We start from the raw sequence: 21,779 nt of genomic DNA, 5'->3' as shown, positions 1-21,779 counted from the left end.
CTGTGGTTGAGTTTTCCAGTTTTCCGGGATTGAGTGTGTTTCAGGGTAGGGCATCATGTTAGGGGACGACAGTCGCGTGGTAGAAAGATCTGCGAGGAAGAAGACCGGAGAAACCGTCTGGAGGGATCACCGCATCCTTCGTCGGTGAGTGGAAACGGAGTGGCAGGTGGAAGCTCTGTGGCATGATGAGGGCGTCGGGCTGGTGTCGTTGGAAGGCCTGACACTGCGGGATCTCGATCGCTTCGGTGAATCCGCGATCGCCGCCGTGCTCGAATCGATCCTGGACGCGGGGGCGGCCGAACAAGAGGCCATCGCCGCCTTCTCCAGCGAAGACGACAACGGTTGACTGTTCTGAAGAGATCTCGCTGAAAACCCGTCTGCGGGTGTGGACGGACGCCATTCCATGTGAGAACCCCATGGTGGGGTGGTGTGCCGTTTGTCGGGTATCGCTACCAGTTTTTTTCACGTCTTCTGTGAATTCCCTGTTCTCGCTGGTCGGGAGCTGTTTTCCATGAAACGAACCGCCGGGCGGCAGGACCGACCCGGACCGTTCGTCGGTCCGCGACCTTTCCATGCCCGCGAGCGGCCGTTCCTCCTGGCCCGTGATCAGGAGACCGCGACACTGATGGACGCCTGGCGCGGCCACCGGCTCACCGTGCTCCACGGCGACACCGGCGTCGGCAAGACCTCCCTCGTGCAGGCGGGAGCCGCCCCTGTGCTCGCCGAACGCGGCGGCGACGTGCTCCCCAACGGCGTCCTCCACATGGACGGCGACTTCCCCGCCGCGGTCCTGCCCGACCAGAACCCCCACACACGCGCGCTGGTCTCCTCCTGGGACCCCGCCGGCCCTCCCGGCCGCTCCCTCTCCGACCTGTTGAGCTCCCGTATCCGCACCGATCGCTACGGCCTGCCCCTACCCCTGTACGCGGCCGTGGACCAGGTCGAGTTCCTGCTGTGCTCCGGGGGGCGGGGCGAGCAGCACCGGCGCGACCTGGTGGAGGAACTGCTCTCCTGCCTGGACCGGCACCAGGGGCTGCACCTGCTGCTCGTCGTGCGCGACGACCACTGGGACGAACTGCGCCGTCTCCTCGACAAGCACACCGTGCGCTTCGCCGAGGTGCGGGTGGGACCACTGGCGGCGCGCGCGTCGGCCGAGGCGGTGGACCGCGCGCTGGAGAAGGTGGGACACCGGTTGGGGCCGGGGCAGGGGCAGCTGCTCACCGGGGAGCTGTCCACCGTGGCCCCCGGAAAGGACGGTCGCGACGCGACCGTCGACCCGGGCCTGCTCCAGATCGTCGGACGGTCGCTGTGGGAGTCCCGGCCCGCGGAGGCCCGAACCCTCACCGAGAAGCCCGCAGCCGACACCGACCGGGCCCTGCGTGCCCGCACGGCCCGTGTCCTGGCCGAGACCGCCGTCGAGTGCCTGGTCTCCCCGCACACGCTGCGCGGCTGGCTCGACCGGGTCCTGGCCGCGGGGGAACGGGGCGTCGGCGCCTTCCGCGACGGCGAGGACGCCGCGCGCGTGCTCCAGGACCGCCACCTCATCACCCGGCACCCCGCCAACGGCACCTACGTCGTCCGCCACCCGCGCCTGATCGGCCCCCTGACCGCGCCGGACCGCCTTCCTGAGGTTTCCCGCGACGCTGCGACGCACCTCGTCCTCGCCTGCCGCTCCCGTACCCGGGACGCCCTTCCGGTATCCCGGGAGCATGCCCGGCGGGCCCTGTCGGCCCAGCCGCCGCCCCGGTCCCGCGAGCGCTCCCGGATCATCTCCCTCCTCGCCGACCTGGCGTTTCTGGAGGGGGACTTCCCATCGGCGGCACGCCTGTACCAGGACGCCGCGGGCCTGCGCGCATCCTTGGGGGAGGGGGGCGCCGTCGGGCAGGCCCTGGTGGCACAGGCCCGCTGCCTGCTGCTCGCCCGCGACCGGCGCGCCGCCCTGAACACCCTGGAGGCCGCCGCCGCCCGGGCCTCCACCGATCCGGGGACGCAGACCGGTCTGGGGCAGGCCCTGTGGCACGCGGGCCAGGCCGATTCGGCGCTGGACGTCCTCAACCGGGTGCTGGCCCGGGACGGTGCCAACAGCGAGGCCCGGCGCACCCGGGGCGAGATCCTCGCGGACCGCGGCGAGGCCGTCTCCGCCCTGCGCGACCTGGATCGCGTGGGGGATCCGGAGACCCCGTCCACCCGGACCGCCCGGGCCCTGGCCCAGGCCACCCTGAGCGGGGTCGGCACCTGGTCGGAGGACCTGGACGAGGCCCTGACCGAAGCCGCCGACAGCGGCCCGGTGCTGCTGCGTGCGGCCCGGGTACGCCGCCTGGGCGGCGACCGCGACCTCGCCGCCCGGCTGGCGGCCCGTGCTGTGAGCGCTCACCATCCGCCGTTGCCGCCCCACCAGGTGTCCACCGCTGCCCGATTGTCGGCGGAGGGGTGACGTCGGCTCTGGTGGACCTGCTGGACTCCACGGTCCTGGTCGCACTCATCACCGTGCCGATCACGGCGATCGCCACGATCGCCGCCTCGACCATTGCCGGGAACCGTGCGGTCAGAGCCGAGACGGAACGTGCCCGCCACGACCTGGAGGTCGAACGGGACCGGTTCGAGCGTGAGCGCGCGCTCCGCTCCGAGGAGGCCTGGCGCGCACTGGTCGGCGAGACCGCGCAGAGCGTGCTCAGGTTCGGCATGACCGCCCGGTGGATCCTGCACGTTCAGCTCATGGGGCCCAGCGGCCCGGGCCGGGAGAGCCTGGCCGATCTCATGGACCGTTTCCCCGATGACGCTCTGGCGGCCCTCACCGCGCTGGAGCGGGTGCGCGGGACTCTGCCGGTGCAGGAGCGGGCTCCGGCCGAGGAGCTCCTGGCGGCGGTGGACCGTGTTCTCGTGCGGGTGACTTCTGGAAGAGCCACGGCCGGGAGCGCCGAGACGGCCAAGTCCGAACTCGACCGAGGACTGCGGCGACTGCTCGACGCCCTGTCCGCGCGAGAAGATTTCTCAGCGCCGCCAGCACGGGAAGGTATCTCAGCGCCGTCAGCAGAACCGTGAACACCACCGCGATACCCAGGTTCGCCGTCGCCAGCAGGGTGCTGGTGAATCTCGCCCCCAGGGCTTCCAGAAGATAGCCGCCGCAGATCAGCCCCAGGGGCAGCGCCCCCTGGGCGAAGAGGCCGTCCACCCCCAGGACCCGGCCCAGCAGGTGCCGCGGGACGTGGGTCGCCCGGTAGGTCCCCGTGGTCACGTTCATGTGCGCGCCGATGAAACCGATGCCGCCCCAGGTGAAGGGGAGTGCCGCCATCAGCCAGCGGGGGTCCAGGTGGTGCGCCGCGGCCAGGGTCCCCAGGGGGAACAGCCAGGCCCACAGGCACAGGGCCACCATGGACGCCGGACGCACGCGCTTCACCAGGTGTGGTGCGATCAGGGACCCGAGCAGGCCGCCCACCCCGGTGGCGGCCAGGATCGTGCCGACGAGCATCGGGTGGAACCCGTGGTCGGTGACGCTGGACATGATGATGAGCCACACCGTCTGGAACATGGCGTTGGTGACGGTGCACACGACCAGGGTCGACCGGAGCAGGCGGTCGCTGTACAGCCACCGGAACCCCGCCCGGAACTCCTCGGCGAACGACTCCTGCGGCGGCTTGCGTTCCGCGGCCCCGGCGCGGACCCGCCGCGGCAGCAGCAGCGCGGTCAGCAGCGCGCTCGCGGACATCACGAGGTTGAACGCGGCGGGAGCCCACATGGCCAGGCCGAACAGGAACCCGCCCAGCGGTCTGCCGGTCAGCTGGGTGCCGTGGGAGCGCGCCTCGTTCTTGCCCACGGCATCGGCAAGATGTTCCCGAGGCACCAGATAGGGCACGGCCGTGGAGGACGCGGAGGCGAACAGCGTGGAGCAGGCACCGTGCACGGCCATGGCCGCGGCGAGCAGCAGCACCGGCGCCTCGCCGAGCAGGATCGGCGGCAGGATCAGCAGTGTCACCGCCAGGCGTCCGGCCTGGGCGAGGACCATGAGCCGTCGCGGTTCCACCCGGTCCACCAGGACGCCCGCGGGAGCGTGCAGGAGGATGCGGGGGAGCATGCCGGCGACGGCGATCCACGCGGTCGCCACGGCGGACCCCGTCTGTGCCAGCGCCAACAGGGGCACGGCCAGGGTGAAGGTCATGGTGCCCAGGCCGTTGAGCGCCCCACCGCTCCACAGCAGGGCGAAATGGCGCCGCCACGGGGGTGCGGCGCCGGCGTTCTCGGGGACGGATGGCTGCGCCGCGGTGCGGGTCCGGGCGGTCACCCCGTCCATGCGGAAGTCTTGCGCATGGCCTCGGAAGGAAGTCGACGTCATTGTCGACGGCGCTCGGGGATCCGATCGCACCTCCCGGGGCACCGCCCTTGTTCCTACCTGACCCGGTGGCCGGATGGGCCGCCAGGCGGCATCGCGACGGTGTTGTTCGCGCGGTGCCGCAGTGGGACGCGCGAAAGCCTAGCAATGGCGATGTGCCCGCCGTGGGCAGAACACGTCAACTCCCGATGAAGATCATCAAGGATCGGTACCGACGAGGACGACACGGTGCGCCTCCGTCCGGTCCGGGTGTTCCCAGCGCCCCACCAACCGGTCGATGACCGCCGCCGGCACCGGGGCCGGGCGCCGGTCCAGGCGGGTGCGCAGCACCCGGGGCGGGGCCTCCACGGCGGTGATCTCCACGCGGGCGCCGTAGGCGGCGGCCAGGTCGGTGCAGCGGTCGCGCAGTGAGCGGGAGATGTTGGTGGCGTTCCACACGAACGACCGGTGCGCCCGCAGGTGCTCGCGGGCGCGTTCGTGGGCGGCGGCCGCCACGGGCCGCTGGTCGTCGGTGGGCTTGACGCCCAGTTCGGCGCGGATCGCGTCCAGGCTCACCACCGGCAGGTCGGGGTGTTCGCGGGCGATCCAGGTGTCCTTGCCCGCGCCGGGCAGGCCGGACATGACGGTGACGGTCATCCGGGTGTCGTCGTAGGCGGCGTGGTCGGGGTCGCGGTCGGGGCGGCGGAAGAACCAGAACCGGGCGTGGTCGGAGGGGAAGGCGCGCGGGCGGTCCAGGCAGGCCTGTTCGGCGCAGTACTCGCGGTACAGGTCGATGTTCTCCAGCACCTCGGCGGTGTCCCCGCAGTGTCGGCCCAGGATGTCGGCGGTGGCGAGCAGCGCCAGGTCGTCGTTGCGGGCGGTCAGGCTCACCCGGAACGCGATGCGGCGCAGGTCGGGGCGTTCCAGCGCCCAGAACGGGACCTGGTGGTGGCGCACCAGCGCCGCCACGTGTTCGCGCTGGGCGACGGGCGCGCCCAGCCGCCACAGCAGGGCGCGCACCATGAGGTCGCCGCGCCGGGAGTGCCCGTGGGCGGTGACGCGGCCGTCGTCCTCGCGGCGGGTGCACAGGGGTTTGGCGATGTCGTGCAGCAGCACGGCGGTGAACAGCCGGACGCGCTCGTCGGCGGGCCGGGCCCGCCATTCGGGCAGGTCGGCCAGCGCCTCGCAGGCCATGCGGGTGTGCACGGCCACGTCTCCTTCGGCGTGGTGGACCGGGTCCTGTTCGACGCCTTCGAGGGCGCGGATCTCGGGCAGGGCGTCGCGCACCCGGTCCCAGTCCAGGTCCCAGGAGGGCGGGGCGGGGCACAGTTCGGCCAGGTCGGCGAACTCAGTGGACGTCCGCATAGAGCACCTCCGGGTCGGTCAGGCCGTTGGCGATGACGGGGCGGTCCATCCAGTGCGTGCCCGAGTCCAGGACGGCGGTGGTGAAGTCGGCGCGCACCCACTTGTAGCGGTCGACGGTGCGCCCGCCCTCCTCGACCTTGATGTAGAGGCCCTCCATGAGGTCGGAGCGGTCGCTCTCGGCCAGGGCGCGGTCGGGGTCGACGCCGCTGGTGCGGGCGGCCTCGGCCAGGGCCTGGCGCCAGCGCGGGGTGCGGCAGGTGGAGGGGCCGACCAGGGCGGTGAGGTCGGCCAGCCGGTCCAGGGGGCCGGTGTGCAGGACGGGCACCGACGCGACGGGCAGCCCGGCCAGCATCTCCCGCCGCGCGGGGGTGTCCAGGAAGGCGCCGTCGCGGGTGTCGAGGATGTCGAACTCGCAGAACAGGTGGGGCAGGGCGTCGTAGTACACGGTGTGCTTGGCGTACATCCACTCGCCGTACAGCACGTACCGGTCGCCGAGCCGTTCGTGCAGGCGCGGGGCCAGGGTGGCGGCCCAGGCCTTGAACGGCGCGAACTGCCGCTCGCGCGGGCCGCCGGTCAGGTAGTGCCCGCGGCTCTGCAGGAGCAGTTCGCCGTCGGGGCCGAACCCGATACCGGCGTTGGCGCCGTCGAGCTTCTCCTCCACGACCAGGTGCCGTCCGGCGATGGCGGAGAAGGGGACGGCGGACAGGTCCCGGTCGCCCGGTTGCAGGCGCGAGCCGTGGATGTGCCGGGTCCGCGGGTACTTGTGCATGGGGACCGTTCTAGCGCGGCACCCGCCCGACCGGCCAGGGATTTTCCGGGCCCCGGCCCCGGCCTCGGCCCCGATCCCCGGCCCCGCCTCCGGCGGGCGCCCCGGCCGGCCTCAGCGGTCGGCGACCTGGCGGCGCGAACCCAGCGAGGCGGCGTCGGCGGCGGCCCGCCCCGCGTTCCAGCCGTCCTCGCTGTAGGGGCCGCGCATCCGCGAGTAGGTGAGTTCCCCGAACGCCTGCTCCACGGCCTTCTCCACCTCGCGCTCGCGGGCGGCGAACAGCGGCACCAGGTCGCGTCCGACCTCGGCCTGGGCGGCGTCGCGGGCGCTGCGGGCCGCCTCGGTGAGGCGTTCGCCCACACGCACCGCGAACGCCGACATGAACGAGGACCGGAAGTCCTTGCCGGCCCGGCGCCCGGACCGGTCGCGCACCGAGCTGCCCGCCCGCATCGCGGCCTCGGCCTGCACCAGCAGGGAGGTGAACAGCAGGTCCACGGCGTCCACGTCGTCGGGGAAGCCCATGACCGTGCACGTCTCCAGTTCGCGGTGCCACACCGCCCGGCAGTGGTTGGCCTCGGCGACCTCGTGCAGCAGCACCGCCTTGGCGTCGTCGTAGGGGGCGTCCACGGGCAGCCGCCGGGCGTACCCGGCCTCGGAGGACTCGGCCTCGTCGGCCTCCAGCAGCGCCCGGTCGATGCTGTGCCGGGCCATGAGCTCCTGGGCGCGGGCGCTGAGCGCCTCGGCCTCCTCGGGGAACTCGGTGGACTCGGCCTTGGCCAGCAGGGCGCGGACACGGGCGAGCTTGCCCCGGTCGACCTCGGTGTTCGCGCGGGTGGGGCGGACCCGGCCGGGCCGGTGGGAGCCGGGCACGTCCATGAGGCGCTGCATCGGCGGCAGTGCGCGCAGCGCGGCCAGGGTCCGCAGCACCTGGTCGACCGCTTCGAAGCGCAGCAGGCCGTGGGCGCGGGCCAGGTGCTCCAGCGGGTCGGCGACGGTGTCCAGGGCCCGCACCTGTGCGGCCCAGGCGGGGTCGACGGTCGCGGGGGAGTGCCGTTCCAGGTCGGCGGCGGCCGCGTGGGCGCCCACCGCGGCGGCGGCCGGGCCCAGCAGGCGGCCCAGGCGGCGCACGGCCTCGGCGGGCTGCCAGCCGCGCGCCCACACCGATCCGGCCGCGTCGCGCAGGGCGGCGGTCAGGGCCTGTTCGGCGGCGCGGGCCCGGGCCGGGTCCTCGGTGTCGGCGAGCAGCGCCGCCGCCAGGTCGACGCCCCCGCCGCCGCGCCCCATGACGAGGGCGTCGACGGCCTCGGTGACGATGTCGGCCGCGGGGGAGGCGGGCGCGGGGCCGTCCCAGTCGGGTACGGCCCGCTCGCGCGGCGCGCGCCGCCGCTTCTTGCTCCCCACTCCCGGCCCCCGTGTCCCGTCGTTCGTGTTGTTCGTGGTCGGTGGACGATCCTACCGAGCGGCGCAGGTCCGCCCCGCACGTGAGGGAACGGAAATACCCGGGAAAAACGTCCGCTCCGGCGTGTCCGCTGCTTTGCCGGGGAAAGGGATCCGTGTCACGTATTCGCCCGCGGAAATGCCCCCGGCGGCCGCGCGGACCCCGCCACCGGGGCCCGACCCGCCCGGTCAGCGGCGGCTCCGGGCGCCTTCGCCTCTGAAGGGCGCAACGTCACGGTTGGTCCGCCGGAACGCCGAACACGTGCCATACCTCTCAATCCGGTCTCGCCCCCGACTGAGACCGGGGGTCCGTCGCGGAAAGGTGGACCTTTCCTCGCGGAAGCATCCCGGAAACATACCGGCCCTAGCGTCTCCTGCAACCGCTGCCACCGAGGAGTCTCCATGCACCAGGGAACCGGTCCCACCGACCATGAGGGCGCCTCGGCCGCGGGCGCGGCCCGCTGCCCCTACAGCGCGGACGGGGCCCTGGCACTGCACCGGGGAGGGGAACTGCCCTGGCGGCAGCTGCGCGAACGCCACGGCGGGCTGGTCCCGGTGGAGCTGGGACCGGGCGTCCCGGGCTGGCTCCTGCTGGGCTACAAGGAGAACCTCCAGGTCCTGCGGGACCAGACCTACTTCTCCGCGGATCCGCGCCCCTGGCGCGCGGACGGGGCACCCGCGCGCAGCGAGGCGCTGGGCCACGACGGGTCCGAACACCAGCGCCTGCGGACCCCCATCGTGGACGCCCTGGCCAAGGTCGGCACCCCGCAGCTGGTCCCCGTCGTGGAACGCGCGGCCGTGCACCTGCTGGGCCGGATCACCGCGGAGGGCAGCGCCGACCTCATCGGCCAGTACGCGGCGCCGCTGCCCGCCCTGGTCTTCAACGAGCTGTTCGGCCTGCCCGACGAGTACGGGCGGATGCTCGCCGACCTCGCCGAACGTTCCTGGAGCGGCGACCCGCAGGAGACGGCGGCCGCCGCGCGGGCGGTGCGCGGCTACTTCCAGGGGCTGGTGGAGCGCAAGCGCCGCGAACCCGGCGGGGACCTGGTCGGCACACTTCTGGCCCACCCCAACGCGCTCACCGACGACGAGGCGGTCGAGGCGCTGTCCCTGCTGTGGGAGTCGGGGCACGAGCCCACCACGCACCTGATCGGCAACGCCCTGCTCAAGCTGCTGGAGGACCCCGGCGTGTGGACCGCCTACCTGGGCGGCACCCTCACCCCGGAGGACTTCATCGACTACGTCATGTGGACGGACTCGCCGCTGCAGGTGCTGGCGGGGCGCTACCCCGTCATGGACATCCGGTTCGCGGGAGCGCACATCCGCCGGGGGGAACCCCTGCTGTTCGGGCTGGCCTCGGCGCACACCGACCCGTCGGTGTCGGGGGGCGCCGACGACGCGATGGCCCTGGCCGGGAACCGGTCGCACCTGTCGTGGGGCGCGGGCGCGCACCGCTGCCCGGCCACGGCGTTCTCCCGGGAGCTGGTGCGCACCGCCATCGACCTCGTCGTGGACCGGCTGCGCGGCATGGTGCTGGCGGTGGAGCCGGCCGACCTGCGGTGGCGGCCCTCGCTGTCGGTGCACGGCCTGGAGGAGCTGCCGGTGTGGTTCACCGCCACCGGTGAGCGCGCCGAGCAGCGCGCGGAGCCCCGGGAGCGCACACCGGCGCGCACGTGGATCCGGCGCAAGCGGCGCCCCGCGGCGCAGGGCGCCCGCTACCAGGCACCGCTGGCCCGGTCGGGCGAGGGGGACGGAGAGCGCGCCGAGGCGGTGGTCCCCGCTCTCCGGCCCAGGAAGCGCCGCGCCCCGCAGGGTGCGGGCGCCCGCTACCAGGCGCCCTTCGCGGAGAAGGAGGAGACCCCCGACCCGCTGGACCGGCTCCTGGCGACCTGGCGCCCCCGGGGCTGAGAGGCGTGGCTCTAGCCCGGGGTCGAGCAGGCGTGGCCCCGGCTCGGGGCCGTGCTCATTCGACCCGGGCCCGGGGCCACACGCGCATCACAGGCCCGGGTCAGGGGTCGACGACGACCAGTTCGGGGTGGACGGCCGCCGGGTCCTCCAGCAGCCCGGGGTCGGCGCCGCGCAGGTGGTGGTCGAAGAACGCCAGCGTGTAGGCCCGCGTCAGGTCCAGCCCGTGTTCGGTGCCGAGGTCCCCGTAGCGGCGGCGCCAGTCGTCGGGCGGGAACATGTCCCTGAGCCCGAGCTGCTCCGTGAGCAGCCCCTGGTCGACGGAGTTGGAGTGGCCCCCGCCCGTGACGCGGATCCACTGCCGCCACCCGGTCAACCGGGGCCAGAACTCCCGGTAGCCCGTCTCCCATTCCTCGGAGACGTCGAAGTCCCGCTGGAGCAGGGCCAGCGGCTTGTCCGTTCCGGTGTCGAGCGCGGGCGGGTAGTAGGGGCCGTCGTAGTTGATCCCGGCGTCCACCCGCTCCTCCGCGCGCAGCGCCTCGGCGGCGGCCGCCCCGCCCCAGGAGTGCCCGGCCATACCGACCCTGGACGCGTCGACGACCTCCGACCACCGCCATGCGGGGTCGGCGCCGTCGGCCCCGGTGAGCCGGTCCAGCAGGAAGGACACGTCCGCGCCCCGCTGGACGGCCCCCTCGGCCCACCGCTCCTGCCCGCAGGCGTCGCATTCCAGGATCCGGCCGTCGGGGAACTCCACCGGGCCAGCCTCGTAAGCGTGGTCGATCCCGGCCACCACGAAGCCGTGCGAGGCCAGGTCCTCGGCCACGGCGGAGTACAGCATCGCGTTGTGCCCGGCACCGGGGGACACCAGGACCAGCGGGTACCCGTCGCCGTCCGGGCGGGAGGGGGCGGCGTCCGTGCGGGAGTGGACGCCCACCCGGTGCAGCGCGTGCGCGTACTCCTCGGGCAGCCCCAACTCCCGGGTCCAGGACAGGGCCTCGCCCTCGGTGATGTAGGCGGCGGTGCGGCCCGCGTCCGAACGGGCCGGGTACCACAGGGTCGCCATCAGCTCGCGGGGCCCGCCCACCCACAGGTCCTCGCGGTCGGCGTCCACCAGGTGCAGGTCGGTGCGGCCCACCGGGAGGCCGCCGGTGGGGGCGGGGAGCGCGAGCTCCGGGAGCTCCGGCGCGTCGGCCGTATCGGCCGCGGCGGCACCCGGGACGGCGGCCAGGGGGACGGCGGCCAGCGCCAGGGCGAGCGCGGCGGTCAGGAGCCGTCCGCTCCGGGGCCGCGGGGGCGGGCGGTCGTCATGTCGTACAGGGGGCATGGGGTTCCCGTTCCTTCGACGGCGGCGTACAGCCCCCGACGCTACGGAACGTGACACCATCGGACCATCGGGTCCTCCCCCGACCTTCCCCTGAGAGGACCACCGCACCGGACCGGGGGGATCCCCCACCCCGGCGCGGCGGCCCCCTCAGGATCCGGTCTCGACCAGCAGCACCTCCAGGGTGCGGGGGCCGTGCACCCCCTCCACCCGGTTCAGTTCGATGTCGCTGGTGGCCGACGGCCCGCTGATCCAGGTCAGCGGACGGGACGGGTCGAGCAGGCGCACCGCCTGGGGCACCCCGTCCACGACCTGGTCGGCGCGCACCACGCACAGGTGGTAGTCGGGGACCAGGGAGATGGCGCGCCGCCCCTGGTCGGGCCCGGCGTCCAGCACGATCGTCCCGGTCTCGGCGATCGCGACCGCGCACGCGGTGACCACCCCGTCGGCGGCGTCCAGCTCGTGCACCGCCAGGGGCGCCTCCCGCGAGTCGGCCAGGGTCTCCACACCGGCCTGCGCCGTCCACTCCCCGGGCAGGCCCGGGGGCACCACCACGCGGCGGGCGCCGCGCCGGGCCAGGGCCGCGGCCACCTCCGCGCCGACCCGGTCGGCGGGCACCCGGCGCACCAGCGCCTTGTAGTCGACCAGGCGGTCCTCCAACACCTCCAGGGCGGGGCCCACCGCGTGGGAGTCCAGGTAGGCCTGCTCGCGCGGACGGTCCACCGGCTCGTCGGCGGGCACGTCGGCCAGGGCGGCCCGCACCCGGGCCAGGATCGCTTCCCTGGCGCTCATCGGCCCTCCTCCTTCTTTCCGTCGCGCCCGTTCCACCAGCGGCGGAACGACTCCGCCGGGACGTCGGGCACGTCGCGGGTGTCGGTCCAGGCCCCGGCCGGTCCGGGCAGGTGCCGGGGGACCAGGCCTCGGCCCAGCCCGGCGGCGCGCTGGACCGCGCCCAGGGCCCGGGAGGACGAGAACACCGTCTCCGCCCCCGCCATCAGGGCCTTCTCGCCCGCGTGACCGTGGCCTCCGGCGACCTCCTCGCGCAGGTGGACCAGTACCTCGGGGATGTCGATGGCGACCGGGCACACCTCGTAGCAGGCGCCGCACAGCGACGACGCGTAGGGCAGGGCCTCGTCGACCTCCGACCCCATCCCGCGCAGCTGCGGGGTGAGGATCGCGCCGATCGGGCCCGGGTAGACCGAGCCGTAGGAGTGGCCGCCGGTGCGCTCGTACACCGGGCAGGTGTTCAGGCACGCCGAGCAGCGGATGCAGCGCAGCGCCTGGCGGCCCACGGTGTCGGCCAGCACGTCGGTGCGGCCGTTGTCGAGCAGCACCAGGTGGAACTCCTGCGGGCCGTCGCCCGGGGTCACCCCGGTCCAGGTCGAGGTGTAGGGGTTCATCCGCTCGCCGGTGGAGGAGCGCGGCAGCAGCTGCATGAACACCTCCAGGTCGTTCCAGGTCGGAACGATCTTCTCGATGCCCACCACCGAGATGAGGGTCTGCGGCAGGGTCAGGCACATGCGCCCGTTGCCCTCCGACTCCAGCACCACGAGCGTGCCCGAGTCGGCCACCGCGAAGTTGGCGCCCGAGACGGCGGTGCGGGTGCGCAGGAACCGCTCGCGCAGGTGCGCCCGGGCGGCCTCGGCCAGCGCCCGCGGCTCGTCGGTCAGCCCGGGCGGGGCGGGGGTGCCCCACTCGGCCATCTGCTCCAGGAAGATCTCCCGGATCTGGGAGCGCCCCAGGTGGATGGCGGGCACCAGGATGTGCGAGGGCAGGTCGTCGCCCAGCTGGACGATCAGCTCGGCCAGGTCGGTCTCGTAGGCGGTGATGCCCGCGGCCTCCAGGGCGTTGTTGAGCTCGATCTCCTGGGTGGCCATCGACTTGACCTTGACCACGTCGGTCTCGCCGGTGGCCTGGACCAGGCCGGTGACGATCCGGTTGGCCTCGGCGGCGTCGCGGGCCCAGTGGACGTGCCCGCCGGCGCGGGTGACCGACTCCTCCAGCCGCTCCAGGTAGTGGTCGAGGTGGCGCAGGGTGTGGGTCTTGATCGCGGCGCCCTCGGCGCGCAGCCGGGCCCAGTCGTCGCCCAGCTCGTCCACCACCAGGCCGCGCTTGTCGCGGATGGTGTGGGTGGCCTTGCGCAGGTTGTAGCGCAGCCGCGAGTCCTTGACGGCGGTGCGGGCCGCCTCGGGGAAGGGCGGCATGCCCAGGAACGTGGCGCTGCTCATCGGGCCGCACCCTCCTTCTCGTCGGCCTTGTCGGCCGGTTCGGTCCCGGTGCCCTCGAAGTCCTTCTCGGTGCTCGCCAGGATCTCGGCGATGTGGGCGACCCTCATCCCGGCGCGCTGGCGCGAGAGGACGCCGCCGATGTGCATCAGGCAGGAGTTGTCCACGGCGCACAGCACCTCGGCGCCGGTCTCCACGGCGTGGCGGGCCTTGTCGGCGCCCATGGCCGAGGAGACGTCGCCGTTCTTGACCGCGAACGTGCCGCCGAACCCGCAACATTCGGTGGCGCCGGGCAGTTCGACCAGCTCCAGGCCGCGCACCGCGCGCAGCAGCTCGTAGGGGCGGTCGCCCAGGCCGAGCATGCGCAGCCCGTGGCAGGTGGGGTGGTAGACGACCCGGTGCGGGTAGTAGGCGCCCACGTCGGTGACGCCCAGGACGTCCACCAGGAACTCGGTGAGGTCGTACACACGCGGGGTCAGCGCGGCGACCTTGCGGGACAGCCGGCTGCCGCTGTCCCCCAGGCGCGGGTAGTTGTCGCGGATCATCGCCGCGCAGGAGCCGGAGGGCACCACGACCGCGTCGGCGTCCTCGAAGGTCCGCACGAACCGCACGGCGAGCCTGCTCGCGGGGCGGCGGTAGCCGGTGTTGTAGTGCATCTGGCCGCAGCAGGTCTGGTCCCGGGGGAAGACGACCTCGTGGCCGAGCCGCTCCAGGAGGCGCACCACGGCCCGGCCGGTGTCGGGGAAGAGCGTGTCGTTGACACAGGTGATGAATAGCGCGATCCGCATGGGCCTCCTTCGCGCCGCGCCGTACCGGCGGGCGGCCTGCTCGCCACGAGCCTCTCAGTGGTCAGACCACTTTCGCACATGCGAACAAACGAGGGCAAGAACCAGTGGTTTCATCCCGTGCTTCGGGGTCGATGCGCCGAATTGGTATGATCTCTTTTCGGATCGAGAGCCATGAGAACAGGGAGGGCGCCGCATGGACGACCGGACCTCGGTCACCCAGCGGGCCGTCGACCGCGTCAAGGAGATGATCGCCTCGGGGGAGGTCGGCCCCGGCCAGCGCCTGCCCACCGAACGCGACCTCGCCGCCCGGCTGGACATCTCCCGCGGCTCCATGCGCGAGGCCATCCGCTCCCTGACCACCCTGGGCGTCCTGGAGGCCCGCCACGGCGCCGGCGTCTATGTCACCGCCCTGCGCCCCGCCGACCTGCTGGAGACCTTCTCCGTCCTGGCCGAGGTCTCCCGCGGCGACACCCTCCTGGAGGTCCTCCAGGTCCGCCGGATGATCGAACCCGGGGCCACCGCCCTGGCCGCGGCCCGCGCCACCGACGCCGACCTGCGGCGCATCGGCGAACTCCTGGACCACATCGACGGAGACCCCGCCACCGCGGCCGAGACGGTCACCGCCGACCTGGGCTTCCACCAGGCCATCGTCGCCAGCACCGGCAACGCCACCCTGGCCGCCGTCAACCAGGGCCTGTCCTCGCGGACCTTCAACGCGCGGGTGTGGGCCGGGCACCGCGAGGCCGGGTTCACCGACGAGCTGCGCGAGGACCACCGGCGCATCCACGAGGCCCTGGTGGCCCGCGACCCCGAGGCCGCCCGCGCCGCCGCCACCGTCCACGTCATGCGGGTGGAGCGCTGGCTCGCCGCCGAGCTGGCCGATCGCGGCGAGGCGACCGGGGCCTGAGCCCGGGCCCGGGGCGCGTGCGGCCCGGGCGGGGCCGGATCGCGGACGGGACGCGGCCGGGGCGTGGTCACCCGCAGTGGTCGGACACCGCGGTCACCCGCCGTGGTCACACACCGCGTTCGCGCAGCCGGTCGGCGAACTCCTCGGCCCGCAGCACCCGGGCCAGGTCCTCGCGCCGGGGCACGGGCGCACCGTCGTCCTGCGGCTCGGGCGCCTGCTCGGGGACCTCCCGGCGCAGCTCGTCGCCGATCCCCAGGGAACCGCGGTCCTCGATCTCGTCGATCCGCAGGCCGTGCGGGTGGTCGAGCAGGTACTCGGCCACCGCGCTGTCCTGGTCCGGGGCGCCCACGTCCATGTCGGCGTCCACGTCGTCGATGTCCTCGGACCGCTCCCAGCGCTCCCCGTCGGACTCCTCGGTCACTTCGGCCACGGGCGTCCCCCTCACCCTCGGTCATCCCCTACTTTCCGATCATGCCTGGTCGAGGCGGGGTATTCCAGTGTCCGAGCGGACAGAGCAGGGCAAGAGGGGGAACGGCGTCCGTCACGGACGGTAGGCTTTTCCGACTCCCATTTCGACCTTCCCCCATCCCGGCCTTCCCCATCCCCCCAGGAACGGAGCCCCCTCTCCCGTGACACTGCGCCAACGGGTCCGCACGATCGTCGACGCCTCCTGGTTCCAGGGCACCGTCGTCACCCTCATCCTCATCAACGGCGTCATCCTCGGTGTGGAGACCTCGCCGCGGATCATGCGGGAGCACGGGACGCTCCTGCACGGCATCGACCTGTGCATCCTGGCGCTGTTCGTGGTCGAGCTGCTGCTGCGGATCTACGCCCACCGGGCGGAGTTCTTCCGCGACCCGTGGAGCTGGTTCGACATGGTGATCGTGGGCATCGCCCTGATGCCCGCCTCCGGGCCGTTCGCCGTCCTGCGGGTGCTGCGCGTGCTGCGGGTCCTGCGGCTGCTCTCGGTCATCCCCAGCCTGCGCCACGTGGTCTCCGGGCTGTTCCGGGCGCTGCCCGGCATGCTGTCGATCCTGCTCCTGGTCGTCCTGCTGCTGTACGTGGCGGCGGTGATGGCCACCCGGCTGTTCGCCGACGTGTCCCCGCAGTACTTCGCGGACCTGCCCACCTCGCTGTTCACCCTGTTCCAGATCGCCACCGCCGACGGGTGGGGCACCATCGCCAAGGACGTCATGGAGCACATGCCGATGGCGTGGATCTTCTTCGTCCTGTTCGTGCTGGTGTCGACGCTGGTCGCCTTGAACCTGTTCATCGCGGTCGCGGTGGAGGCGCTGGAGAAGGACGACGACGACCGGCCCGAGGGCGGCGGCGAGGGCCCGACCGGCGGCGGGCGGTCCGACCCCGACGGCGAGGGGCCCGACGGGCAGCGGCTCATCCTCGCCGAACTGCGGGCCCTGCGCGCGGAGGTGGCGCAGCTGCGCCGCGAGCGCGAGGAGGTCGGCCAAGGCTGACCCGGCCGGGCCGACCGGGGGCGGCCGACCGGGACCTGTCGAACAGGAGCCGGTCGAAGGGCCCGAGCGCACACGGGATCACAACGGAACAAGCCCGTGGGAACCGGGGTTGTGGAAAACGCCGTCTTCGCCGCCGGACGTGGCAAGGTGGTTTTGACAGCCGCAACGCGGCACCGTGTCGGCGCGGACCCGAGCCCCGCGCCGTCCGCCGCGCACCCGGACCTTACGGACGACGAGGAGCGACCGGATGTCTGCCACACCCCTCCCCCGCACAGAGGACACCGGAGAACGGGCCGGGGCGGCCCCGGCCCTGGACCGCCGGGACGAGTGGGCGGCCCTGGGCGCGCACCGCGAACGGCTGGCCGGCACCCGCCTGCGCGACCTGTTCGAGGCGGACCCCGCCCGCGCCGACCGCTTCACCCTCGACGTCGGCGGCCTGCACGTCGACTACTCCAAGAACCTCGTCACCGACGAGACCCTGCGCCTGCTGACCGACCTGGCCGGGGCCACCGGCGTCGCCGGGCTGCGCGACGCCATGCTGCGCGGCGACCACGTCAACCTCACCGAGGACCGCGCGGTGCTGCACACCGCGCTGCGCGCCCCCCGCTCGGCGGTCATCGAGGTCGACGGCCGCAACGTGGTCCCCGAGGTGCACGAGGTGCTGGACCGGATGGCGGAGTTCGCCGACCGGGTGCGGGCGCGGCGCTGGCTCGGCCACACCGGGCAGCCGGTGCGGCGGATCGTCAACATCGGCATCGGCGGCTCCGACCTGGGCCCGGCCATGGCCTACGAGGCGCTGCGGCCCTACACCGACCGGGGGCTGGAGTTCCGGTTCGTGTCCAACGTCGACGGCGCCGACCTGCACGAGGCGCTGGTGGACGCCGACCCGGCCACCACCCTGTTCGTGGTCTCCTCCAAGACCTTCACCACGATCGAGACCATCACCAACGCCACCGCCGCCCGCCGGTGGCTGGTGGAGGGCCTGGGCGCGGAGGAGGCCGTCTCCCGGCACTTCGTGGCGGTCTCCACCAACGCCGAGGAGGTGGCCCGGTTCGGGATCGACACCGGGCACATGTTCGGTTTCTGGGACTGGGTGGGCGGCCGCTACTCCTACGACTCGGCCATCGGCCTGTCGCTGATGATCGCGATCGGCCCGGAGCGGTTCCGCGAGATGCTCGCCGGGTTCCACCTGATGGACACCCACTTCGCGACGGCGCCGCCCGAGCGCAACCTGCCGTTCCTGCTGGGGCTGCTCGGCATCTGGTACGGCGGGTTCTGGGAGGCGGAGAGCCACGCGGTGCTGCCCTACAGCCACCACATGTCGCGTTTCGCCGCCTACCTCCAGCAGCTGGACATGGAGTCCAACGGCAAGTCGGTGCAGCGCGACGGGCGGCCGGTCGGCTGGGGGACCGGGCCGATCGTGTGGGGCACCCCGGGCACCAATGGCCAGCACGCGTACTTCCAGCTGCTGCACCAGGGCACCCGGTTCGTGCCCGCCGACCTCATCGGGTTCGCCGAGCCCGCGCCCGACCTGCCCAAGGCACTGGTGCCCCAGCACGACCTGCTGATGGCCAACCTGTTCGCCCAGGGGCAGGCGCTGGCCTTCGGCAGGACCGCGGAGGAGGTCGCCGGGGAGGGGGTCCCGGCCGGGCTGGTCCCGCACCGCACCTTCGCGGGCAACCGCCCCACCACCACGATCCTGGCCGAGCGGCTCAGCCCGTCGGTGCTGGGGCAGCTGGTGGCGCTGTACGAGCACAAGGTGTTCGTCCAGGGCGCGGTGTGGAACATCAACTCCTTCGACCAGTGGGGGGTGCAGCTGGGCAAGGTCCTGGCCAAGCGGGTCGAGCCGGCATTGACCGAAGGCGCGCAGGTGGAAGGGCTGGACGCCTCCACCGCCGGGCTGGTGGCCCGGTACCGCACCCTCCGCGGTCGCTGACCGGTGGCGGCCCCCGCCCGGGGTGGGCGGGGGCCGCCACCGGCCGGGGGAGGGGGCCGTCGTACGCCGTGCCCGCCGCTGCGGACCGGGCGCCGTACCCGTGACGGGCGTGCGGTCGGTACGGGCCAGGCCCGCGTCGGCGGCCGATATACGGGCAGGTGCCGTTGCGGCCGCCGTGCCCGCCGCTGCGGGGCGGCGCCGAACCGCGGGCCCAGGGGAAGGCGGTGGAGCGGGCGGCCCGGGGGACGTTCCGGACGCGGGGCGGGGTTCCGGCGCGGATGTTGGAAATCGGCACGCCACTCGTGCAAGCTCTACGTAGTCGATCTACTACGTAAAGCGATATGCGGAGGGCAGGGCCACACATGACCGCGCCGATGGACGTGCCCGAGTCGTCCCAGCACGCCGAGCCCGAGGCGGTGGTCGCGGGGGCGAAGAACGCCGCCGGCCGCTCGCTGCGCCAGATCGCCTGGCAGCGGTTCCGCAAGGACAAGGTCGGCATGGCCGGCGGGATCGTCGTCGTGCTGCTCATCCTCGTCGCGCTCTTCGCCCCGCTGCTGACCGCCTGGTTCGGCTACCCGCCCAACCAGTTCAACCAGCAGCTCGTCGACCCCCTCACCGGCGGCATCCTGCGCGACCCCGACGACCCCGCCCTGGGCCTGGACCCCTGGGGCGGTATCGGTCCGGACCACCTGCTGGGCGTCGAGCCCGTCAACGGCCGCGACCTGTTCAGCCGCATCGTCTACGGCGCCCGCACCTCGCTGCTGGTCGCCACCGTCGCCACCGTCGTGTGCGTCGTCATCGGCACCGTCCTGGGCGTCGTCGCCGGGTACTTCGGCGGCTGGGTCGACACCGTCATCAGCCGGGCCATGGACATCTTCCTAGCCTTCCCGCTGCTGCTCTTCGCCATCGCCCTGGTCGGCGTCATCCCCGACGGCGCCTTCGGCCTCACCGGCAACGGGCTGCGCATCGGCGTGCTGATCTTCATCATCGGGTTCTTCAACTGGCCCTACATCGGGCGCATCGTGCGCGGGCAGACCCTCACCCTCAAGGAGCGCGAGTTCGTCGAGGCCGCCCGCAGCCTGGGCGCGGGCAGCGCGCACATCGTGTTCAAGGAGATCCTGCCCAACCTCGTCACCCCCATCCTCGTCTACTCCACCCTGCTCATCCCCACGAACATCCTGTTCGAAGCCGCGCTGAGCTTCCTCGGGGTCGGCATCAACCCGCCCACGGCCACCTGGGGCGGCATGTTGGAGAACGCGCTGCGCTTCTACACCGTCTCGCCGCACTTCGTGATCATCCCGGGCCTGGCCATCTTCGTCACCGTGCTCGCGTTCAACCTGTTCGGCGACGGCCTGCGCGACGCCTTCGACCCGCGCTCCTCCGACTGACCTCCCCCGCCGGCCGCCGCCCGCCCAGGGCGGGCCGGCCCCGGGCCGTGCACCGTGCACGGCCCCTCGCAGCAGACCGATCCCGGTTCCCGCAGTAACCCGATCCTGGAGGCAAGGTGAACACCCACCACGACGGCACACCCCCGGCACCCCGGGGGCGCCGGTACACGGCCACCGCGGCCGTCGGCACGGCCCTGGCCCTGATGCTGACCGCGTGCGGCGGCGGGGGCGGAGGCGGCGGCGGAGGGGACGTCGACGCCGAGTTCAACCAGGGCGAGACGGAGATGGTCAACCCGTCCGACCAGACCGGCGGCACCCTGCGGTACGCCATCTCCTCGGACTTCGACTCCCCGGACCCGGGCAACACCTACTACGCGTTCAGCTGGAACTTCACGCGCTACTACGCGCGCACCCTGCTCACCTACACCGAGGCCGCGGGCGAGGCGGGCACCGAACTCCAGCCCGACCTGGCCGAGGACATGCCCGAGGCCAACGAGGACTCCACCGAGTGGACCGTCCGCCTCAAACCGGGGCTCAAGTACGAGGACGGGTCGGAGATCACCGCCCAGGACATCAAGTACGCGATCGCCCGCAGCAACTTCGGCGACCAGGCCCTGCCCAACGGGCCCAAGTACTTCCAGCAGCTGCTGGCCGACAGCGACGACTACGAGGGGCCCTACGCCACCGACGGCGACCCGCTCGACGGCTTCGACGGCATCGAGACGCCGGACGACCACACCCTGGTCTTCCACCTCAACAAGAGCTTCTCGGAGTTCCCGTACGTCCTCATCCAGCCGCAGACCGCGCCGGTGCCGCCCGACGCCGACCGCGGCGAGCAGTACCAGAGCCAGGTGGTCTCCTCCGGGCCGTACAAGTTCGACGGCGAGTACCGGCCGGGCGTGTCCCTGAACCTGGTCCGCAACGACCAGTGGGACGCCTCCACCGACCCCACCCGCAAGGCGCTGCCCGACCGCATCGAGGTGCAGCTGGGCGTCGACCAGAACGAGATCGACCAGCGCCTGGTCAACGGCGAGCTCGACGTGGACATGGCCGGTGTCGGCGTGGGCCCGGCGATGCGCGGCAGCCTCATCACCGACGAGGCCCGGCGCGCCAGCGTCGACAACCCGCAGACCAACACCCTGCGCTACGTCAACATCAACACCGTGGTCGAGCCGCTGAACGACCAGGCCTGCCGCGAGGCGGTCATGTTCGCCGCCGACCGGGACGCCCTGCACCGCGCCTGGGGCGGCGACACCGGCGGTGACATCGCCACCCAGATCATGCCCACGGCGCTGCCGGGCGCCGACCCGAGCCTGGACCTGTACCCGTCCGACGACAACAAGGGCGACCTGGACCGGGCCCGGGAGAAGCTGGAGGAGTGCGGGCAGCCCGACGGGTTCTCCACCTCCATCGGCGCCCGCGCCGACCGGCCCTCGGACGTGAGCACCGCCGAGGCCGTCCAGCAGGCCCTGTCCCGGGTGGGCATCGAGGTCGAGATCAAGCAGTACCCGTCCGACACCTACACCAACACCCAGGCCGGCTCCCCGGACTTCGTCCACGAGAACAACCTGGGTCTGACCGTGTACGGCTGGGCCCCGGACTGGGCCAGCGGCTACGGGTTCATGAGCAAGATCCTGGACGGCGACGCCATCCAGGACGCGGGCAACTCCAACATCTCCGAGTTCGACGACGACCAGGTCAACGACTGGTTCGACGAGGTCGTGACGATCGAGGACCCCGATGAGCGCGCCTCGATCTACACGCAGATCGACGAGCGGGCCATGGAGCAGGCGGTCATCCTGCCGGCGGTGTTCGAGCGCACCGTCATGTACCGGCCGCCGAACCTGACCAACGTGTACTACCACGCCGGCTACTCCATGTATGACTACATGTCGCTTGGCACCACCAACGAGTGACGCCGATCCGCCGGGGGCGGTGGCCTGTGACGACGCGGGCCACCGCC

General features: G+C 73.0%; 17 protein-coding genes. 8 read left to right on the top strand and 9 right to left on the bottom strand.

All coding sequences use genetic code 11. From position 1 onward, the window contains the following. Positions 1 to 166 precede the first annotated feature (166 nt). The gene (locus ACJOT3_RS07945) at positions 167 to 346 is read left to right on the top strand and encodes an FxSxx-COOH-like cyclophane-containing RiPP peptide (protein WP_406970383.1); all 180 of its coding nucleotides are present in this window, start codon (positions 167 to 169) and stop codon (positions 344 to 346) included. A gap of 165 nt (positions 347 to 511) precedes the next feature. Further along, complete coding sequence (locus tag ACJOT3_RS07940) at positions 512 to 2,434, top strand: tetratricopeptide repeat protein (protein ID WP_406970381.1); 1,923 nt, start codon at positions 512 to 514, stop codon at positions 2,432 to 2,434. Between the two features lie 357 nt (positions 2,435 to 2,791). Here the strand turns inward: ACJOT3_RS07940 and ACJOT3_RS07935 are convergent, their stop codons facing one another. The 4 genes from ACJOT3_RS07935 to ACJOT3_RS07920 all read right to left on the bottom strand — a co-directional run bounded on the left by ACJOT3_RS07935 (position 2,792) and on the right by ACJOT3_RS07920 (position 7,838). Further along, positions 2,792 to 4,288, bottom strand: a complete 1,497-nt coding sequence (locus tag ACJOT3_RS07935; RefSeq protein ID WP_406970379.1) for an MFS transporter — start codon at positions 4,286 to 4,288, stop codon at positions 2,792 to 2,794. A 237-nt stretch (positions 4,289 to 4,525) separates the two neighbouring features. Further along, on the bottom strand, positions 4,526 to 5,671 hold the full coding sequence (locus tag ACJOT3_RS07930; RefSeq protein WP_406970377.1) for an AAA family ATPase: 1,146 nt from the start codon (positions 5,669 to 5,671) through the stop codon (positions 4,526 to 4,528). Beyond that, on the bottom strand, positions 5,655 to 6,440 hold the full coding sequence (locus ACJOT3_RS07925; protein WP_406970375.1) for an RNA ligase family protein: 786 nt from the start codon (positions 6,438 to 6,440) through the stop codon (positions 5,655 to 5,657). The genes ACJOT3_RS07930 and ACJOT3_RS07925 overlap by 17 nt, the downstream gene beginning before the upstream one ends. A 111-nt stretch (positions 6,441 to 6,551) precedes the next feature. Further along, positions 6,552 to 7,838 carry a DUF2786 domain-containing protein gene (locus tag ACJOT3_RS07920; protein WP_406970373.1) on the bottom strand — a complete coding sequence of 429 codons (1,287 nt, stop codon included), beginning with the start codon at positions 7,836 to 7,838 and terminating at the stop codon, positions 6,552 to 6,554. A gap of 438 nt (positions 7,839 to 8,276) precedes the next feature. Here ACJOT3_RS07920 and ACJOT3_RS07915 point away from each other — a divergent pair, with 438 nt between their 5' ends. Beyond that, the gene (locus tag ACJOT3_RS07915) at positions 8,277 to 9,782 is read left to right on the top strand and encodes a cytochrome P450 family protein (RefSeq protein WP_406970371.1); all 1,506 of its coding nucleotides are present in this window, start codon (positions 8,277 to 8,279) and stop codon (positions 9,780 to 9,782) included. Between the two features lie 100 nt (positions 9,783 to 9,882). Here ACJOT3_RS07915 and ACJOT3_RS07910 read toward each other — a convergent pair whose 3' ends face one another. The 4 genes from ACJOT3_RS07910 to ACJOT3_RS07895 all read right to left on the bottom strand — a co-directional run bounded on the left by ACJOT3_RS07910 (position 9,883) and on the right by ACJOT3_RS07895 (position 14,113). After that, positions 9,883 to 11,103: an alpha/beta hydrolase gene (locus ACJOT3_RS07910; RefSeq protein ID WP_406970369.1), complete on the bottom strand. Its 1,221-nt coding sequence runs from the start codon at positions 11,101 to 11,103 to the stop codon at positions 9,883 to 9,885. Between the two features lie 147 nt (positions 11,104 to 11,250). Continuing rightward, on the bottom strand, positions 11,251 to 11,892 hold the full coding sequence (locus tag ACJOT3_RS07905; RefSeq protein WP_406970367.1) for a LutC/YkgG family protein: 642 nt from the start codon (positions 11,890 to 11,892) through the stop codon (positions 11,251 to 11,253). After that, positions 11,889 to 13,328, bottom strand: a complete 1,440-nt coding sequence (locus tag ACJOT3_RS07900) for a lactate utilization protein B (RefSeq protein WP_406970365.1) — start codon at positions 13,326 to 13,328, stop codon at positions 11,889 to 11,891. The genes ACJOT3_RS07905 and ACJOT3_RS07900 overlap by 4 nt, the downstream gene beginning before the upstream one ends. After that, positions 13,325 to 14,113 (bottom strand): (Fe-S)-binding protein, encoded by a 789-nt coding sequence (locus ACJOT3_RS07895; RefSeq protein WP_406970363.1) that lies wholly within the window; start codon positions 14,111 to 14,113, stop codon positions 13,325 to 13,327. Before ACJOT3_RS07895 ends, ACJOT3_RS07900 begins: the two co-directional genes overlap by 4 nt. A 193-nt stretch (positions 14,114 to 14,306) precedes the next feature. Between ACJOT3_RS07895 and ACJOT3_RS07890 the strand changes: the two genes are divergently transcribed. Beyond that, complete coding sequence (locus ACJOT3_RS07890; protein WP_406970361.1) at positions 14,307 to 15,020, top strand: FadR/GntR family transcriptional regulator; 714 nt, start codon at positions 14,307 to 14,309, stop codon at positions 15,018 to 15,020. 106 nt (positions 15,021 to 15,126) lie between these two features. Here ACJOT3_RS07890 and ACJOT3_RS07885 read toward each other — a convergent pair whose 3' ends face one another. After that, on the bottom strand, positions 15,127 to 15,441 hold the full coding sequence (locus tag ACJOT3_RS07885; protein WP_406970407.1) for a hypothetical protein: 315 nt from the start codon (positions 15,439 to 15,441) through the stop codon (positions 15,127 to 15,129). A gap of 208 nt (positions 15,442 to 15,649) precedes the next feature. On the opposite strand from ACJOT3_RS07885, the gene ACJOT3_RS07880 reads away from it, so the two are divergent. From ACJOT3_RS07880 to ACJOT3_RS07865, 4 genes are all read left to right on the top strand, one after another. Beyond that, complete coding sequence (locus tag ACJOT3_RS07880) at positions 15,650 to 16,492, top strand: ion transporter (protein WP_406970359.1); 843 nt, start codon at positions 15,650 to 15,652, stop codon at positions 16,490 to 16,492. Positions 16,493 to 16,739: 247 nt separating this feature from the next. Then, positions 16,740 to 18,428, top strand: coding sequence for a glucose-6-phosphate isomerase (gene pgi, locus ACJOT3_RS07875; RefSeq protein ID WP_406970357.1), 1,689 nt, complete (start codon positions 16,740 to 16,742; stop codon positions 18,426 to 18,428). Between the two features lie 362 nt (positions 18,429 to 18,790). Beyond that, on the top strand, positions 18,791 to 19,816 hold the full coding sequence (locus ACJOT3_RS07870) for an ABC transporter permease (protein WP_406970355.1): 1,026 nt from the start codon (positions 18,791 to 18,793) through the stop codon (positions 19,814 to 19,816). A 203-nt stretch (positions 19,817 to 20,019) separates the two neighbouring features. After that, a complete protein-coding gene (locus ACJOT3_RS07865) occupies positions 20,020 to 21,732 on the top strand; it encodes an ABC transporter substrate-binding protein (RefSeq protein WP_406970405.1) in 1,713 nt (570 codons plus the stop codon). Positions 21,733 to 21,779 lie beyond the last annotated feature (47 nt).

The sequence above is a fragment of the Nocardiopsis protaetiae genome (assembly GCF_045446735.1).
GTDB lineage: Bacteria > Actinomycetota > Actinomycetes > Streptosporangiales > Streptosporangiaceae > Nocardiopsis > Nocardiopsis protaetiae.
The sequence above is the reverse complement of the archived record's forward strand: the minus strand, read 5'-3'. Positions and strand labels throughout refer to the sequence as shown.

Bases quoted from the DNA above. Each gene is read 5' to 3' on its own strand.
- ACJOT3_RS07940 (WP_406970381.1), top strand. From the start codon at position 512: ATGAAACGAACCGCCGGGCGGCAGGACCGACCCGGACCGTTCGTCGGT.
- ACJOT3_RS07915 (WP_406970371.1), top strand. From the start codon at position 8,277: ATGCACCAGGGAACCGGTCCCACCGACCATGAGGGCGCCTCGGCCGCG.
- ACJOT3_RS07900 (WP_406970365.1), bottom strand. From the start codon at position 13,328: ATGAGCAGCGCCACGTTCCTGGGCATGCCGCCCTTCCCCGAGGCGGCC.
- ACJOT3_RS07890 (WP_406970361.1), top strand. From the start codon at position 14,307: ATGGACGACCGGACCTCGGTCACCCAGCGGGCCGTCGACCGCGTCAAG.
- ACJOT3_RS07905 (WP_406970367.1), bottom strand. From the start codon at position 11,892: ATGAGCGCCAGGGAAGCGATCCTGGCCCGGGTGCGGGCCGCCCTGGCC.
- pgi (WP_406970357.1), top strand. From the start codon at position 16,740: ATGTCTGCCACACCCCTCCCCCGCACAGAGGACACCGGAGAACGGGCC.
- ACJOT3_RS07925 (WP_406970375.1), bottom strand. From the start codon at position 6,440: ATGCACAAGTACCCGCGGACCCGGCACATCCACGGCTCGCGCCTGCAA.
- ACJOT3_RS07895 (WP_406970363.1), bottom strand. From the start codon at position 14,113: ATGCGGATCGCGCTATTCATCACCTGTGTCAACGACACGCTCTTCCCC.
- ACJOT3_RS07935 (WP_406970379.1), bottom strand. From the start codon at position 4,288: ATGGACGGGGTGACCGCCCGGACCCGCACCGCGGCGCAGCCATCCGTC.
- ACJOT3_RS07870 (WP_406970355.1), top strand. From the start codon at position 18,791: ATGACCGCGCCGATGGACGTGCCCGAGTCGTCCCAGCACGCCGAGCCC.
- ACJOT3_RS07910 (WP_406970369.1), bottom strand. From the start codon at position 11,103: ATGCCCCCTGTACGACATGACGACCGCCCGCCCCCGCGGCCCCGGAGC.
- ACJOT3_RS07865 (WP_406970405.1), top strand. From the start codon at position 20,020: ATGCTGACCGCGTGCGGCGGCGGGGGCGGAGGCGGCGGCGGAGGGGAC.
- ACJOT3_RS07930 (WP_406970377.1), bottom strand. From the start codon at position 5,671: ATGCGGACGTCCACTGAGTTCGCCGACCTGGCCGAACTGTGCCCCGCC.